Origin of the sequence: Pseudonocardia sp. ICBG162 (genome assembly GCF_020496225.1) — a bacterium.
GTDB lineage: Bacteria > Actinomycetota > Actinomycetes > Mycobacteriales > Pseudonocardiaceae > Pseudonocardia > Pseudonocardia alni.
The window spans coordinates 265,158-278,587 of the sequence record NZ_JAHLJD010000023.1 but is presented as its reverse complement, the minus strand read 5'-3'; the positions used below and the strand labels follow the sequence as shown (position 1 = coordinate 278,587).

The 13,430-nt window shown below is 73.3% G+C and carries 16 protein-coding genes and 1 tRNA gene; 11 read left to right on the top strand and 6 right to left on the bottom strand.

The annotated features are described in order from the left end of the window. Window positions 1–60: 60 nt before the first annotated feature. Window positions 61–1,032, top strand: coding sequence for a zinc-binding dehydrogenase (locus tag KPL60_RS23705; protein ID WP_226367243.1), 972 nt, complete (start codon window positions 61–63; stop codon window positions 1,030–1,032). A gap of 12 nt (window positions 1,033–1,044) precedes the next feature. Here the strand turns inward: KPL60_RS23705 and KPL60_RS23700 are convergent, their stop codons facing one another. After that, window positions 1,045–2,682, bottom strand: coding sequence for an acyl-CoA dehydrogenase family protein (locus tag KPL60_RS23700; protein WP_226367242.1), 1,638 nt, complete (start codon window positions 2,680–2,682; stop codon window positions 1,045–1,047). 87 nt (window positions 2,683–2,769) lie between these two features. On the opposite strand from KPL60_RS23700, the gene KPL60_RS23695 reads away from it, so the two are divergent. Further along, window positions 2,770–3,723: a Ppx/GppA phosphatase family protein gene (locus KPL60_RS23695; protein WP_226367241.1), complete on the top strand. Its 954-nt coding sequence runs from the start codon at window positions 2,770–2,772 to the stop codon at window positions 3,721–3,723. Continuing rightward, window positions 3,720–4,436, top strand: a complete 717-nt coding sequence (locus tag KPL60_RS23690; RefSeq protein WP_226367240.1) for a uracil-DNA glycosylase — start codon at window positions 3,720–3,722, stop codon at window positions 4,434–4,436. The genes KPL60_RS23695 and KPL60_RS23690 overlap by 4 nt, the downstream gene beginning before the upstream one ends. A 205-nt stretch (window positions 4,437–4,641) precedes the next feature. Here the strand turns inward: KPL60_RS23690 and KPL60_RS23685 are convergent, their stop codons facing one another. Continuing rightward, window positions 4,642–5,460 carry a class I SAM-dependent methyltransferase gene (locus KPL60_RS23685; protein ID WP_226355209.1) on the bottom strand — a complete coding sequence of 273 codons (819 nt, stop codon included), beginning with the start codon at window positions 5,458–5,460 and terminating at the stop codon, window positions 4,642–4,644. A 33-nt stretch (window positions 5,461–5,493) separates the two neighbouring features. Between KPL60_RS23685 and KPL60_RS23680 the strand changes: the two genes are divergently transcribed. After that, window positions 5,494–5,567 (top strand) — tRNA-Leu (locus KPL60_RS23680). A 322-nt stretch (window positions 5,568–5,889) separates the two neighbouring features. Beyond that, window positions 5,890–6,375, top strand: a complete 486-nt coding sequence (locus KPL60_RS23675) for a DUF3291 domain-containing protein (protein ID WP_226367239.1) — start codon at window positions 5,890–5,892, stop codon at window positions 6,373–6,375. Between the two features lie 299 nt (window positions 6,376–6,674). Here the strand turns inward: KPL60_RS23675 and KPL60_RS23670 are convergent, their stop codons facing one another. Together KPL60_RS23670 and KPL60_RS35210 are read right to left on the bottom strand one after the other, a co-directional pair. Beyond that, complete coding sequence (locus tag KPL60_RS23670) at window positions 6,675–7,094, bottom strand: VOC family protein (protein ID WP_226367238.1); 420 nt, start codon at window positions 7,092–7,094, stop codon at window positions 6,675–6,677. 244 nt (window positions 7,095–7,338) lie between these two features. Next, window positions 7,339–7,725, bottom strand: a complete 387-nt coding sequence (locus KPL60_RS35210; protein ID WP_226367291.1) for a DUF4345 domain-containing protein — start codon at window positions 7,723–7,725, stop codon at window positions 7,339–7,341. A 218-nt stretch (window positions 7,726–7,943) separates the two neighbouring features. On the opposite strand from KPL60_RS35210, the gene KPL60_RS23660 reads away from it, so the two are divergent. Genes KPL60_RS23660 through KPL60_RS34850 form a run of 3 tightly spaced genes read left to right on the top strand, consistent with a single transcriptional unit; the run spans window position 7,944 to window position 9,540 of the window. Continuing rightward, the gene (locus KPL60_RS23660; protein ID WP_226355213.1) at window positions 7,944–8,243 is read left to right on the top strand and encodes a DUF1905 domain-containing protein; all 300 of its coding nucleotides are present in this window, start codon (window positions 7,944–7,946) and stop codon (window positions 8,241–8,243) included. Continuing rightward, entirely contained in the window at window positions 8,240–8,680 is a 441-nt protein-coding gene (locus tag KPL60_RS23655) for a pyridoxamine 5'-phosphate oxidase family protein (RefSeq protein ID WP_226367237.1), read from the top strand. The genes KPL60_RS23660 and KPL60_RS23655 overlap by 4 nt, the downstream gene beginning before the upstream one ends. Before the next feature lie 59 nt (window positions 8,681–8,739). After that, on the top strand, window positions 8,740–9,540 hold the full coding sequence (locus tag KPL60_RS34850; protein WP_226367236.1) for a methylenetetrahydrofolate reductase: 801 nt from the start codon (window positions 8,740–8,742) through the stop codon (window positions 9,538–9,540). A 238-nt stretch (window positions 9,541–9,778) separates the two neighbouring features. Here the strand turns inward: KPL60_RS34850 and KPL60_RS23645 are convergent, their stop codons facing one another. Beyond that, window positions 9,779–10,534, bottom strand: a complete 756-nt coding sequence (locus tag KPL60_RS23645; protein WP_226367235.1) for a class I SAM-dependent methyltransferase — start codon at window positions 10,532–10,534, stop codon at window positions 9,779–9,781. 79 nt (window positions 10,535–10,613) lie between these two features. Next, complete coding sequence (locus tag KPL60_RS23640; RefSeq protein ID WP_226367234.1) at window positions 10,614–11,381, bottom strand: maleylpyruvate isomerase family mycothiol-dependent enzyme; 768 nt, start codon at window positions 11,379–11,381, stop codon at window positions 10,614–10,616. Between the two features lie 179 nt (window positions 11,382–11,560). Between KPL60_RS23640 and KPL60_RS23635 the strand changes: the two genes are divergently transcribed. The 3 genes from KPL60_RS23635 to KPL60_RS23625 all read left to right on the top strand — a co-directional run bounded on the left by KPL60_RS23635 (window position 11,561) and on the right by KPL60_RS23625 (window position 13,427). Next, on the top strand, window positions 11,561–12,199 hold the full coding sequence (locus tag KPL60_RS23635; RefSeq protein ID WP_226367233.1) for a dihydrofolate reductase family protein: 639 nt from the start codon (window positions 11,561–11,563) through the stop codon (window positions 12,197–12,199). 5 nt (window positions 12,200–12,204) lie between these two features. Next, window positions 12,205–12,759, top strand: coding sequence for a dihydrofolate reductase family protein (locus KPL60_RS23630; protein ID WP_226367232.1), 555 nt, complete (start codon window positions 12,205–12,207; stop codon window positions 12,757–12,759). A gap of 83 nt (window positions 12,760–12,842) precedes the next feature. Continuing rightward, on the top strand, window positions 12,843–13,427 hold the full coding sequence (locus KPL60_RS23625) for a cadmium resistance transporter (protein WP_226355220.1): 585 nt from the start codon (window positions 12,843–12,845) through the stop codon (window positions 13,425–13,427). Window positions 13,428–13,430 lie beyond the last annotated feature (3 nt).

Genomic DNA, 13,430 nt, shown 5'->3' with positions numbered 1-13,430 from the left:
CTAAGTGGACGGGTGCGTCCACTACCGTCGGAAGGGTACGCGACCAGGGAGGACCCGGAGATGCAGGCGGTCAGGATCGGCGAGTTCGGTGCCCCGGACGGGCTGGAGGTGGTCGAGGTCCCGGTGCCGCGACCCGGTGCGGGTCAGGTCCTCGTCCGGGCCGAGGCGATCGGCGTCGGAGGTGTGGACGCGGTGATCCGGCGGGGTCTGCTCGGCACCGGGTTCCCGGTGGGGATGGTGCCGGGCAGCGAGGTGGCGGGAGTGGTGACCGCGACCGGGGAGGGGGTCGACCCGACGTGGACGGGCCGCCGGGTCTGGGCCTTCACCGGTACCGGCGGTGCCTATGCCGAGCAGGTCCTCGCGGCGGTCGGCGACGTGGTCGCCCTGCCGGACGGTCTGACGGCGGCCCGCGCGGTGACCCTCGGGAGCGCGGGCCCCGTGGCGCACTTCGCCCTGGCCCACGCCCACCACGCGCCCGGCGAGAGCGTCCTGGTCCGCGGTGCGGCGGGAAGCATCGGCATCGCGACGGTGGAGCTCGCCGTGCAGGGCGGTGCGGGCGAGGTGGCAGTGACGACCTCGTCCGCGGAACGGGGGCGTCGACTGCGCGAGCTCGGGGCGACCCGGGTCCTCGACCGGTCCGGCGCGGGCGGGACGGACCGCTACGACGTGATCATCGACGTGGTCGGGGGCCCGGACGTCCCGGCGTTCCTGGACCGGCTGGCTCCGAACGGGCGGCTCGTCCTCGTCGGTGCGGTCGCCGGGTTCCCGCCCGCCGACGTGGGGTCGGCGTTGATCCGGGCGTTCCAGCAGTCGCGCTCGTTCGCCACCTTCAGCCTGGACACCGTCCCCCACCCGCGACGCGACGCGGTCCGCGCCGACCAGTTCGACGCGGCGGTCCGGGGCGGGCTCAGCACCGTCGTCGACGACGTACTGCCGCTGCGGGCCGCGGTGGAGGCGCACCGCCGGATGGACGCGGGGACCGTCTTCGGGCGGCTCGTGCTCGTGCCCGGCGACGGCCCCGCGACGGCCTGACCGCCCGGTCGGTCAGGGCGTCGCCCGCTCCAGCAGCACCCCGACGCTGTCCTTGCCCGGCCGGGTCCCGGCGGTGCGCAGCGGCCCGTCGGCGTCGAGCCGGGTCGCGAGGAAGACGTCCGCGACGGCCGTCGGGGCGTGGCGGACCAGCAGCGACCCCTGCAGGGCCAGCGCGGCCAGCTCCGCGAGACGGCGGGCCCGGCGTTCCTCCGGCGCGGCCAGCTCGGCGCGCAGCGCGGTGACCGTCGCGTCCAGCCGCGGGTCGGCTCCCGCGGCGAGGTCGATCTCGGCGAGCAGTGCCTCGACGGCGTGCGGCTCGCGGGCGATGGCGCGCAGCGCGTCGAGCGCGGTGACGTTGCCAGAGCCCTCCCAGATCGAGTTCAGCGGCGCCTCCCGGTAGAGCCGGGGCAGGTCGGACTCCTCGACGTAGCCGTTGCCGCCCAGGCACTCCAGTGCCTCGGCGACGACGGTCGAGGTCCGCTTGCACACCAGGTACTTCGACACGGGCAGGGCCAGGCGCAGCAGCGCCGTCTCACCCCGGTCGACGGCGCCGGCCAGCCGCAGCGCCAGGACGGTCGCTGCCTCGGTCTCGGCGGCGAGCTCGGCGAGGACCTCCCGCATCAGGGGCTGGTCGGCGAGCCGCGCCCCGAACGCGGACCGGTGCGCGACGTGGTGCGCGGCCTCGGTGACCGCGGCCCGCGCGGTCGCCGCGGAGCCCAGCACGCAGTCCAGCCGGGTCATCGAGACCATCTCGATGATCGTCCGGACGCCGCGGCCCTCGTCGCCGACCCGCCAGCCGACCGCGCCCGCGTACTCGATCTCCGACGACGCGTTGGACCGGTTGCCGAGCTTGTCCTTGAGCCGCTGCAGCCGGATCGCGTTGCGGGTGCCGTCGGGCAGCACCCGGGGCAGGACGAGGCAGGTCAGCCCGCCGGGGGCCTGGGCGAGGGTGAGGAACAGGTCGTTCATCGGGGCACTGGTGAACCACTTGTGCCCGGTGAGGCGGTAGCTGCCGTCGGGCTGCGGGGTGGCGACGGTGGTGCCGGCGCGGACGTCGGAGCCGCCCTGCTTCTCGGTCATCGACATGCCCGCGAGGAGGCCGTCCTTGCCGGCCGGGACGGCGAGGCCGGGCGCGTAGCGGCGGGCGGTCAGGCCGGGCTCGTAGGCGGCCGCCAGCTCGGGCGCGTGCCGCAGCGCCGGCACCGACGCGTAGGTCATCGAGATCGGGCACAGGTGACCCTGCTCCACCTGCGAGGTCAGGTAGAAGCCCGCGGCCCGGGTGACGTGCGCACCGGTGCCGGGCGCCGCGGCCCACGGGGCGGCGGCCACGCCGTGCTCGACGCTCGTGCGCATCAGCGCGTGCCACGACGGGTGGAAGGTCACCTCGTCGACGCGGTGTCCGGTGCGGTCGTGGGTGCGCAGCTCGGGCTCGTGGACGTTGGCGGCGCGGGCGTGCTCGCGGTGCTCCGCCGTCCCGATCTCGCCGGCGAGCGCCCGCAGCGACGCCGGGTCGCCCCCCTCGCGTCCGATGGCCTCGACGACGGCCGGGTCCGCGGAGAGCAGGTCGCCGTCGGCCCGGGGCGGGACCTGGTTCAGGACCTGGTGCGTGCCGAGGTCGGACACCGGGGCGGGGGTGTGCGTCGTCGCCATTACCGGAGGGTAACCCCGGCGTGCGACCGATCCCAGGCGTTCCGGCTACGGTTCGGACCGACCGTCGTCGTACCCGAAGGAGTGCCGATGTCGCGGGTTGCCGCCATCGACTGCGGAACGAACTCGATCCGGCTGCTCGTCGCCGATGTCACCGAGGCCTTCGACGGCCAGAAGGAGCTGCGCGACCTGCACCGCGAGATGCGGATCGTGCGGCTCGGCAAGGGTGTCGACGCGACCGGCCGGCTCGACCCGGAGGCGCTGGAGCGGACCCGCGTGGCGCTGGTCGACTACGCCGTCGCCGCCCGCCGCAAGGGAGCCGAGCGGATCCGGATGGTGGCGACGTCGGCGACCCGGGACGCGTCGAACCGCGAGGACTTCTTCGCGATGGTCCGCGACACCCTGGGCGTCGAGGCGGAGATCATCTCCGGCGACGAGGAGGCGCGGCTGTCGTTCGTCGGCGCCGTGGGCGACCTCGACCCCGACGACGGCCCGTTCGTGGTGACCGACGTCGGCGGCGGGTCCACCGAGGTCGTCGTGGGAGAGCTGCGCGACGGGGCCGCCGTGGTGACCGCGGCGAAGTCGGTCGACATGGGGTCGGTGCGGCTGACCGAGCGCTGCCTGCCCTCGGACCCGCCGTCGCACGCCGAGATCGACTCCGCGCGCGCGGTCGCCGCCGAGGTGCTGGCCGAGGCGTTCGCGTCGGTGCCGGTCGAGACCGCGGCGACCTGGGTCGGGGTGGCCGGGACGATCACCTCGCTGTCCGGGATCGCCCAGGAGCTGCCCGTCTACGACCGCGAGCAGGTGCACGGCTCGACGCTGACCCGCGAGGACCTGCACCGGGTCGCGGACCTGCTGATCCGGTCGTCGCGGTCGGAACGGGAGAAGCACGGCTCGCTGCACCCGGGCCGCGTCGACGTCATCGGTGCCGGGGCGCTGGTCGTGCAGGCCCTGGCCGACGAGCTGCACGCGCGCGCCGGGATCGACCGCGTCGTCGTCTCCGAGCACGACATCCTCGACGGGATCGCGCGATCGATCGCATGACCCTGGCGGTCCTGGACCAGCGGATCTCCGAGTGCCGGGCATGTCCGCGGCTGGTCGAGTGGCGCGAGCAGGTGGCCCGGGAGAAGCGGGCCGCGTTCCGCGACGAGACCTACTGGGGACGCCCGGTGCCCGGCTTCGGCCCGCCCGACGCGCGGATGCTGATCGTCGGGCTGGCTCCCGCCGCGCACGGCGCCAACCGGACCGGGCGCATGTTCACCGGCGACCGCAGCGGCGACGTGCTCTACGCCGCCCTGCACGCCGTCGGGCTGGCGTCGCAGCCGACCGCCTCCCACATCGGCGACGGCCTGGAGCTCCACGGGGTCCGGATCACCGCGCCCGTGCACTGCGCGCCGCCGGCGAACAAGCCGACCCCGGCCGAGCGCGACGCCTGCCGGAGCTGGCTGGAGCAGGAGCTCGACCTGCTCGCGCCGACGGTCCGCGGGGTCATGGTGCTCGGCGGCTTCGGGTGGCAGGCGCTGCTGCCGGTGCTCGCCGGCGCGGGGTGGACGGTCCCGCGGCCGGCCCCGAAGTTCGGGCACGGGGCGTCGGTGACGCTGGCCCCGGCCCGGCCCGACCGGGAGCCGCTGGAGCTGTTCGGCTGCTACCACGTGAGCCAGCAGAACACCTTCACCGGACGGCTGACCCCGGCCATGGTCGAGCAGGTCCTGGCGGACACCGCGCGGGCCGCGGGATTGTCGCCGACCCGACGATGAACACCATCGCCGCTGGTCGGGGCCTCTTCCGGCGTGGCTTTGCTCTGCTCACCTCTACGCAACACCCTCCGCCGCGACGCCCCGGCCCCCCGGGGCGCGTCGCGTCTCCCGCGCCGATGCCGTCGCCGAGATGCAGCTCAGCGGGGTTCCGGTACGGGTCGTCGCCCGCTGAGCTGCATCTCGCCGGGTGTCCCGGTCCCGGGACTCAGCCGGTGGTGAAGCGGTGCAGGCGCATCGCGTCCTGCATGGCGGGGACGTGCCCGGCCGCCGACAACAGCGGGCGCAGCCACACCCGCGGCTCGCGCAGGGACACCTCGTCGTAGATCGAGATGTCGTCGCGCTCGGTCAGCGACGGGTGCCGGTGCGCGAACTCCGCGGGGTTCCACGACCACCGGAACTCGGTACCGACGGCGCGGAACGTCGGCGTCCAGCGCGAGGCACGCACCGTCCACGGGGCGACGGCGTCGAACGCCAGCGTCACCGCGGGGGTGCCGGACACGACCCGGTCGACGGTCGCGTGCACGGCCTCCGCCGGGACGTACATGAACAGCCCCTCGGCGACGACCAGCGTCGGCAGCGTCGGGTCGACGGCGGACCACCAGCCGTCGTCGGTGACGGAGCCGGAGACCTGCTCGATGCTGTCGGGGAGGTCGTAGAGCCGGCGTCGGACCTCCATCACCTCGGGCTGGTCGACGTCGACCCAGCGGCACGTCGACGGCACCCCGACCCGCAACGGCCTGCTGTCCAGTCCGCAGCCCAGGTGCAGGACCTGCCCGGCGGGCTCGGCGGCGAGGAACTCCCGCGTCCAGCCGTCGAGGATCGCGGCGCGGCACACGATGGTCGAGACGTCGCCGGTGAACTGCCAGAGGCCGTGGACGTCGTGCTCGATGCGGTCCCAGACGGGCTCCGCCCACGGGTCGCCCAGGATCGGACGGCGGGACCGGGCGTCCAGGCGTCGCATGTAGAGGGTCATCAGCAGGGTCGCCGCGGCGCCCCGGAGGTCGACCTTCTCGGTGCTCGGCATGAGTCCTTCCCGCCCTGGCTACGCTGTCGCGGCGCCCCCGTAGCCCAACGGCAGAGGCAGGCCCCTTAAAAGGGTCACCGGTGTGGGTTCGACTCCCACCGGGGGCACCCGTTCCGACCGCGACTTTACGCCTCTGACCAGCGTGTTCGCCCGTCGAGGTCGTGATCTGGCTGTCCGGCTGTGACCGGCGGGAACCGGTGCCCACCGGGTGGCCGTCTCGACTAGGTGTCGACGTTTCAGTCACGGCCGGTCTCGCCGACCGCCCGGTGCTTCGACCCGCGTTCCTCACGACGGCGGCCGGTGTCGATTCAGGCCGGCCTCCGGCGGCGCGCGGGCCGACCACGCAGGCCCCCAGCAGTAGGGAGACGTCCGATCAGAGGGCGAATCCGCCTGACCCGATCACGCCTCCGTGAGTCGTACGCTGCGAGGATGCCTGAACTCGCACAGGCCAACGTCGCCAGTCTGCGCGCGCCACTCGACGACCCCAGGATGCGCGGATTCCTGACCGCGCTCGCGCCGATCCACCACCTCGCCGAGCACAGCGACGGTTTCCTCTGGCGCCTCCGGACAGGCGACGATCACGGTCTCTGCGTGATCCGCGACGGCACCGGCCCGGCCTTCCTCAACCTCTCGGTCTGGCGCGACTACCGATCGCTGCACCAGTTCGTCTACCGCAGCCGGCATGGAGACCTCCTGCGTCAACGGGACCGCTGGTTCGACACGACCCGACAGCCGTCCACGGTCCTGTGGTGGGTGACCACCGGAGAGCGACCCACCGCGGATGACGCAACACGTCGACTCCGTCACCTTCGGACGTACGGACCTACGGCACGAGCGTTCTCCCTACGGCGCCAGTTCACTGCTTCCGGTGCACCGGTTGCATCCCCTCGATCGCGATCATCCACGCCGCGGTGACGGCCACGAAGGCGCCTGCAGCGTCGCTTCGCGATGGTTCGCCACTCTTGTCCCTGTCACCGAGGAGCGATGCGGCCAGGACGAGGGAATCGGAGAGGAACGGCCGAATCACGAGATCGCGCCGCTGCTACGTGACCCGGTACGGAACAGCTGCCGCTTGACGCGCCCGTCGAGGAGCATCAGCGCAGGTCGGCGGCGCGATCACGGTCCAGCACGTAGGACCTGCGCGACGAACTGCCGACCCGGAGGAATGAGAAGGCCTGATTGTCCGGCCTTGCTGCGACGGCGCTGTGTCCCTGTCATCCATGGTCGTCGGACGAGCAGGGCCGACGCGACCCGACGCGTTGTCCCACGTCGATGCGGTTGCCGTCCGGGTCGCAGAAGACGAATCCACGCAGTCCGTAGTCAGCGTCACGCAGCCGCTTGATGATCCGCACTCCGTTGCTCGTCAGATGCTCGTAGAAGCCGGCTGCGTCCGCGACCATCATGTGCGCGACGTTGTGAATACCGGGCCGATGCCCTGTGGCGAGCGTCAGGTGCAGTTCAGCCTCGTCGCGCCGCACGATGACGAACCCGGTGGGGTCGCCGTTGGTGAACGTCACGGTCATGCCGAGGGTCTCGCTGTAGAAGCGAACTGCCCGGTCCACGTCTGCGACGGGGAGGGTTGCGGCGATTCGACCGAATTGACCGAAGGGTGCTTCTTTCATGTTCGGCTCCATGCAAGGGGCGGCAACTCGGGGCGGTGCCCGTTACAACCTGGATCCTCGACGCAGTGGCCTGTAGCCGCACCCTATCCGATCCGCCCTGGCTCACAGCCGGTCAGCCAGGTGTTGTCGAGCTTCGTGTCGAATGCGTTCCGAAGCCGGTGTGCACTCCGAGTCTCGACATCCATGTCGCCGGTCGGATGCGATCACGGGTCCAAGATCCGCGGGTCCACAGCCGCAGGCGCTCGGAGCGAGTGGGCTACTCGGACTTCTGTCGTGCGAGGAGAAGCGCCGGCGGAGTCAGAAGCTCGATCACGGTCAGTGCCTGGAACAGCGGATGGGGTCGTCCGCTCCGTCGGGCAGCGGCAAGGCGGGCGAGCCCGCCTACGAACGTCGCAGCGGCGACGCCGCGGACGACGGCCGTGCTCGGGTTCGGTTCCCGCGCCGCGGCGAGCATCGCGATCCCTGAACCGCCCCACCATGTCGCGTAGAAGCGCAACACGCTGTCCGTGCTCGCGGTCGCGGTACCGCCGCCCGGGATCGCGCGTGTGCCCCTGGCGACAACGGCTCCAGCGGTGCCGATCGCAACGCTTCCGGACCCCGCGAGCAGGCCTCGAACGATCCCACGTGCGGTAGACGCCTTCACGAGCTGCACACTTCCTCAGCTGACGGCGCGCACGCAAGATCGATCCGGCCCTCTGGACAGCGATGACCCCGCCGATGTCGAGATGATGTCGTCCGACGGTGCAGGTGCCGGCTTCCGGGGTGGGAGCCGCCTCCGATGATTCCTCGGCCCCGTGCCGGTCTCCCTCATCGTCCAGGTCGGGCAGACCCGCGGACAGCTATCCCGACAAGGAGACCCCGATGAGCGATCCCGTCGCCCCCCACGCCCTCGACCACACGTTCACCGCCACGCTCGAGAAGAGCGACGCACCGGGCGGGTGGGTCTACCTGCGCACCGACTGGTCGGCGGAGTTCTTCGCCACCCGCGGCCTGGTCAAGGTCCGGGGCACCATCGACGGCCACCCGTTCCAGAGCTCCTTCATGGCGCTCGGCGACGGGACGCACAAGCTGCCCGTGACCGCGGCGGTGCGGACGGCGATCGGCAAGCAGGCCGGGGACACCGTCACCGTCCACCTCGACGAGCGTCTGGGCCGTCGGTGACCTCCGTCGTGGCCACCGTCGGTTCCTGCACTCGCGATACTCCGGGGATGGACGAGCTGGACGCGACGGTCCGACGTCGACTGCAGAGCGACGAGATCGCATGGCTGACGACAGTGCGTCCCGACGGAACCCCTCATGTCACGCCCGTGTGGTTCGTCGTCGATCGTTCGACCTGGTGGGTCGGCTGCAACGCGACGTCGGTGAAGGTCAGGAACTGTCGCACGCAGCCGGCGGTCGCCCTGGCCCTCGACGGTGGTCGGGCACCCGTGGTGGCGGAGGGCGTCGCCACCGTCCTGACGTGCGGCTTCCCGGCCGGTGTCGTCGCCCTGTTCGACCGGAAGTACGGGTGGGACGTCGAGGCCGACGACGGCTCAGGACCCCGTGCCCTCATCGAGGTGGCCGCCACCCGGTGGCTGTTCCGGGGGACGGCCCGGTAGCGGTGTGTCGCGGCGTCGCTCGCTCCGGTTCCCGGTGACCCGGGCCCTATCGTCGGACCGTGACCGACGGATTCCGCATCATCTGCGAGATCGAGCCGCCGACCAGGCCCGACCTGACGCACGCCCGTCACCAGATCGGCGTCCTGACCCCGGTGTCGGATGCGTTCCTGATCCCCGACAACCACATCGGTCGCGCCACGGTGTCGAGCATCGCGGTGGCCAACGAGGTCCGGGCCATGGGCGGGACCAGCATCGCCTGCGTGAACTCCCGCGACCGCAACCTGCTCGGCTTCCGCCGGGATCTCCTGACCGCTGCCGCCTACGGCGTGGACCAGTTCCTGTTCGTGCAGGGTGACAAGCCGTCGGTCGGAGCCCGCACCGGGGAGCTGACCGTGCGGGCCATGATCGAGGAAGCGCGTGCGGCCACCGACCAGGAGCCGTTCGCCGGGATCGCACCCTTCCGCCTCGGGGTGACCGCCGGTCATCGTCGCCGGATGGCGTCCTGGAAGCAGGGAGCCGACTTCGTGTTCGTCCAGGTCGGCTACTCGGTCGAGGCGTTCCTGCGGTGGCGCGAGGACAACCCGACCGACCTGCCCGTCTACGCCGGCGTCATGGTCCTGGCGAGTGCCGGGATGGCGACGAGGCTGCGGGCGTCCATCCCCGACATCGAGATCCCGGACGAGCTGGTCGACCGCGTCGCGCACGGTCCGTCCGCAGGGGTCGACGCGGCGTGCGAGCAGATCCGGGCGCTGCGTGACACGGGAGCGTTCGCCGGAGTGCACCTCGTCCCCGTCAGCCGGTTCCGTGAGGTGTCGGCGTCGCTCGAACGCGAGCTCCGGAGCGGCCCGGCTTCCGCGTGACCGCGTCGGCCGAGGCCCCGGCCGCCGATGCCGGCCCCGGTCGAGCAGGTCGGTGTCCCCCCGGCCGCCGGTGTCGACCGCCGCGAGCGTCCGGAGCGTCGTGCCGACGGCCGGGTCTCCCACGAGGGTGCGCCACCCGGCGACCTCCCGGCGGAATGCGGTGGCCGACAGGGCCGGCAACCGCCGTGCCCGGGCGCCGCGTGACACGGGAGCGTCGGCCGGGCCCCGGGCCGCCCGCTCACCGCGTCGCGACGATGAGCCGGTAGCCCACGTCGAGGTGCTCCAGCCCGTCGAGGTCCGCGTGGCGTTCCTGCCACCGTCCCGTGTCGAGGTCGTCGGAGAGTCGGGCCAGTGCGGGCCCGACGACGTCGCGGGGGAGGCCGGCGAGTCCCGAGGCCGCGGCTCGGACGGCGGGGTCGAGGTAGGCGTGTGGACGTTTCCAGTGCGCCGCGAGCAGGCCGTCGACGCAGTCGGCGGGCACCGGGACGGGAACGGTCTCGATCGTGGCGCCGTGCCGCCGGAGAAGCCGTGTGACCGTGTCCAGGCAGGCCAGGTGCCGTTCACGGTGACCGATCTCGGGGAGGTAGTCCGCCACCAGCCAGAAGGTGCGTGCGAACAGGACCGGGTCCCAGGTCAGCACGACCTGCCGCCGCGCGATGCGCACGAGCTCGGCGACGCCCGCCGCCGGGTCCCGCCAGTGGTGCGTGGTGAGTACCGCCAGCGCGGCGTAGGCCGCGTCGTCCCGGACGGGCAGCGCCTCGGCCGACGCGAGCACCGCGGGCGCGGCGCCGGCGGGTCGCTGGGCGAGCATCGTGGCGGACGGGTCGATCGCCAGCACGGTGCCGGGCTGCTCGTAGGAACCGGCGCCCGCACCGACGTCGACGACACGCCGGCACCCGCGCAACGCCTCCCGGATGTGGCGGTCGATGTGCGGGTCGGTGCGGCGCTGCAGGGCGTAGCCGGTCCCGAGAACGGCGTACGGATCCGTGCTCACCGTCGACCACCTCCCGTTCCGTCGGGCCCGGCATCGCGCTCGTGTCGTCGACGCGGAAGGGACGCGGCGACGGGGCGCCTCAGCCCCAGGTGCGCACCACCGACAGCGCCGCCTCCGCGTCCGGCCCCTGCCCGGCCAGCGCCGTCGCGGACGGCTCCACCCGGCGCGCCGCGACCAGGCAGAAGTCGAGTGCGGGCCCGCGGATCGCGGTCGGGGCGTCCTCGGGACCGAAGGTCCAGGTGTCGCCGCCGTCGGGGGCGGTGAGCTCGAGCCGTACCGACTCGGGCGGGATCGCGGGACGCCCGGCCTGCGAGGACACGAAGGGCAGCGTCCGCCAGGCCAGACGGGCGACGTGCCAGAGCTGGTCGCCGTCGTGCGCGGTCGTGCCCAGGGCGTTCGCGACGTCGCGGGTGTGGATCCAGCACTCGACGATCCGCGTCGTCGCGAGGGTGCGGGCGGGCAGGTCGCCGAAGATCCACGGAAGCCGGTCGCGCGGGTCCCGGACGAGGAAGAACTCCCGGAGCGCGCCGGACGACGCGCGCCAGCGGGCCAGCAGCTGCTCCGGCGGGGCCCCGCGCTCGTGGGCGACCATGCGGTCCACCGTGTCGTCGGTCGTCCCACCCGGCGCCGGCGGGCCGCCCGCCATCCGGGCCGCCGCGGCCGCGTTGCCCTCGGTCGGTCCGGCCATCACCCACTCGTCGGCCTGGGCCAGGTGCAGGACGACGTCGGCGACCGTCCATCCCGGACAGTCCGGGGCCGGCCGGTCCCACCGGTCCGGCGTCAACGGGGTGAGCAGCTCGTCGAGGACGCGGTGCTGCTCGGCCAGTCCGGCCACGACGGTGTCCACGATGCGCTCCCTCTCGGTCGTCCGGGCATCGGCCCGTGCCGGACCGCGCCCCACCCCTCGACGACGAGCCGGTCCCGGACGACGCTAGCCAGCAGCCGGACCCGCGTCGACCGATGAGTTCCGCCGCCCCCGGCGGTCCACCGTCGCGACGCGGTCCGCGCGTTCACCGAGGAGGCCCCATGCCCCGCACCCGGGTGCACAACCTGTTCATCTCCCTCGACGGCTACGCCGCCGGCGACCACGTGACCCTCGACGCCCCGATCGGCGACGCCGGGCGGCTCTTCGCCGGGTTCGACGGGCGGTTCATCCACGGGATCGGCGGGGTGGACGCCCCCGTCACCCTGGACCGCGCCCTGACCAGCACGTGGGCCCAGGGCATCGGCGCCGAGATCATGGGGCGGCGCAAGTTCGGTCCGCAGACCGGCCCCTGGACCGACGACGGCTGGCAGGGCTGGTGGGACGACGAGCCCCCGTTCCACACCCCGGTGTTCGTCATGACCCACCACCCGCGGCCGCCGATCGAGTTCGCGAACGGGACGAGCTTCCACTTCGTCGACGGGTCGGCGCAGGAGGTGCTGACGGTCGCGCAGGAGGCGGCGGGCGACCTGGACGTCCGGCTCGGCGGGGGACCCTCGACGATCCGGCAGTTCCTCGACGCCGACCTGGTCGACGTCATGCACGTGGTGATCCTGCCGATCGTGCTGGGGCGTGGGGTGTCGCCGTGGGAGGGGCTGACCGGCGTCGAGGACCGGTTCACCGTCGAGTCGGTCGCCTCGCCGAGCGGGCGCATCCACCAGTTCTGGAACCGGAAGGTCTGACACCCGTGGGACTCCTCAGCTACTCCATGAGCATGTCCCTCGACGGCTTCGTCGAGGACCCCACCGGCAGCATCGCCTTCGGCGACCCCGACGAGGAGGTGCACCGGCTGTCCAACGACCAGACCCGGGCGACGTCGGTGTTCCTGTTCGGCCGCAACCTCTACGACATCATGGAGGACTTCTGGACCGCCCCCGAGCGGGCCGAGGGCCACCCCGTGGAGGCGGAGTTCGCGCAGCTCTACACCGCGATCCCGCGGGTGGTGTTCTCCGACTCGCTGACCTCCGTCGCGCCCGGGTGCCGTCTCGTCCGCCGCGCCGACGCCCGGGCGGAGGTGGCCCGGCTGAAGGAGGAGACCGACGGCGAGCTGGCCGTGGGCGGGCCCGGGCTGGCCGCGTCGCTGCTGGACCTGATCGACGAGTTCCGCCCGCGGGTGGTGCCGGTCGTCCTCGGCGGCGGGAAGCGGTACCTGCCGCTCGGTGCGGACCTGCGGCTGCGACTGGTCGAGCAGCGCGTCTTCGACGGCGGGACCGTGCACCTGCGCTACCAGCGCGTCCGCTGACCCGGGCCGGATCCGGTCGCGGCACCGGACAGGGCGTCCCGGAGACTCCTACCGTCCTCGTCGCCGCCACTCGGGAGCCGTCCGTGATCGCCCAGGCGGCAGCCGTGTTCGCGGCCACCAACGTCGACGACCTCCTCGTCCTGGCACTGTTCTTCGCCCGGGTCGCCGACGGGCGCCGGGGCGTGGCGGCCGTCGTCGCCGGGCAGTACCTCGGGTTCGCCGGGATCCTCGCCGCCTCCGTGGCGGGTGCGCTGGTCGCCGGGCTGCTCCCCGAGCAGGCCCTGCCCTACCTCGGTCTGGTGCCGCTGCTGCTCGGCCTGCGCGCCGCCCGGGCGGCGTGGCGCGAGCACCACGACCCCGACGACGAGTCCGGGCCCGGGGGCGGCCGGGTCGGCGTCGCGACCGTCGCACTGGTGACCCTCGCGAACGGCGGCGACAACCTCGGCGTCTACGTCCCGCTGTTCGCCACCGCGGGGACGGCCGGGATCGTCACCCACGTCGTCGTGTTCCTCGTGCTCGTCGGGGTGTGGTGCGCCCTCGGCCGGTTCCTCGCGACACGGCCGCCGGTCGCGCGGGCCCTGGCCCGGTGGGGGCACGTGGTGCTGCCCGTCGTCCTCGTCGGGATCGGGGTGCTGATCCTCGTCGAGGGCGGGGCGTTCGGGCTCTGAGCC

Coding starts and splice junctions, on each gene's coding strand:
- KPL60_RS23705 (WP_226367243.1), top strand. CDS start 61: ATGCAGGCGGTCAGGATCGGCGAGTTCGGTGCCCCGGACGGGCTGGAG.
- KPL60_RS23700 (WP_226367242.1), bottom strand. CDS start 2,682: ATGGCGACGACGCACACCCCCGCCCCGGTGTCCGACCTCGGCACGCAC.
- KPL60_RS23695 (WP_226367241.1), top strand. CDS start 2,770: ATGTCGCGGGTTGCCGCCATCGACTGCGGAACGAACTCGATCCGGCTG.
- KPL60_RS23690 (WP_226367240.1), top strand. CDS start 3,720: ATGACCCTGGCGGTCCTGGACCAGCGGATCTCCGAGTGCCGGGCATGT.
- KPL60_RS23685 (WP_226355209.1), bottom strand. CDS start 5,460: ATGCCGAGCACCGAGAAGGTCGACCTCCGGGGCGCCGCGGCGACCCTG.
- KPL60_RS23675 (WP_226367239.1), top strand. CDS start 5,890: ATGCCTGAACTCGCACAGGCCAACGTCGCCAGTCTGCGCGCGCCACTC.
- KPL60_RS23670 (WP_226367238.1), bottom strand. CDS start 7,094: ATGGAGCCGAACATGAAAGAAGCACCCTTCGGTCAATTCGGTCGAATC.
- KPL60_RS23660 (WP_226355213.1), top strand. CDS start 7,944: ATGAGCGATCCCGTCGCCCCCCACGCCCTCGACCACACGTTCACCGCC.
- KPL60_RS23635 (WP_226367233.1), top strand. CDS start 11,561: ATGCCCCGCACCCGGGTGCACAACCTGTTCATCTCCCTCGACGGCTAC.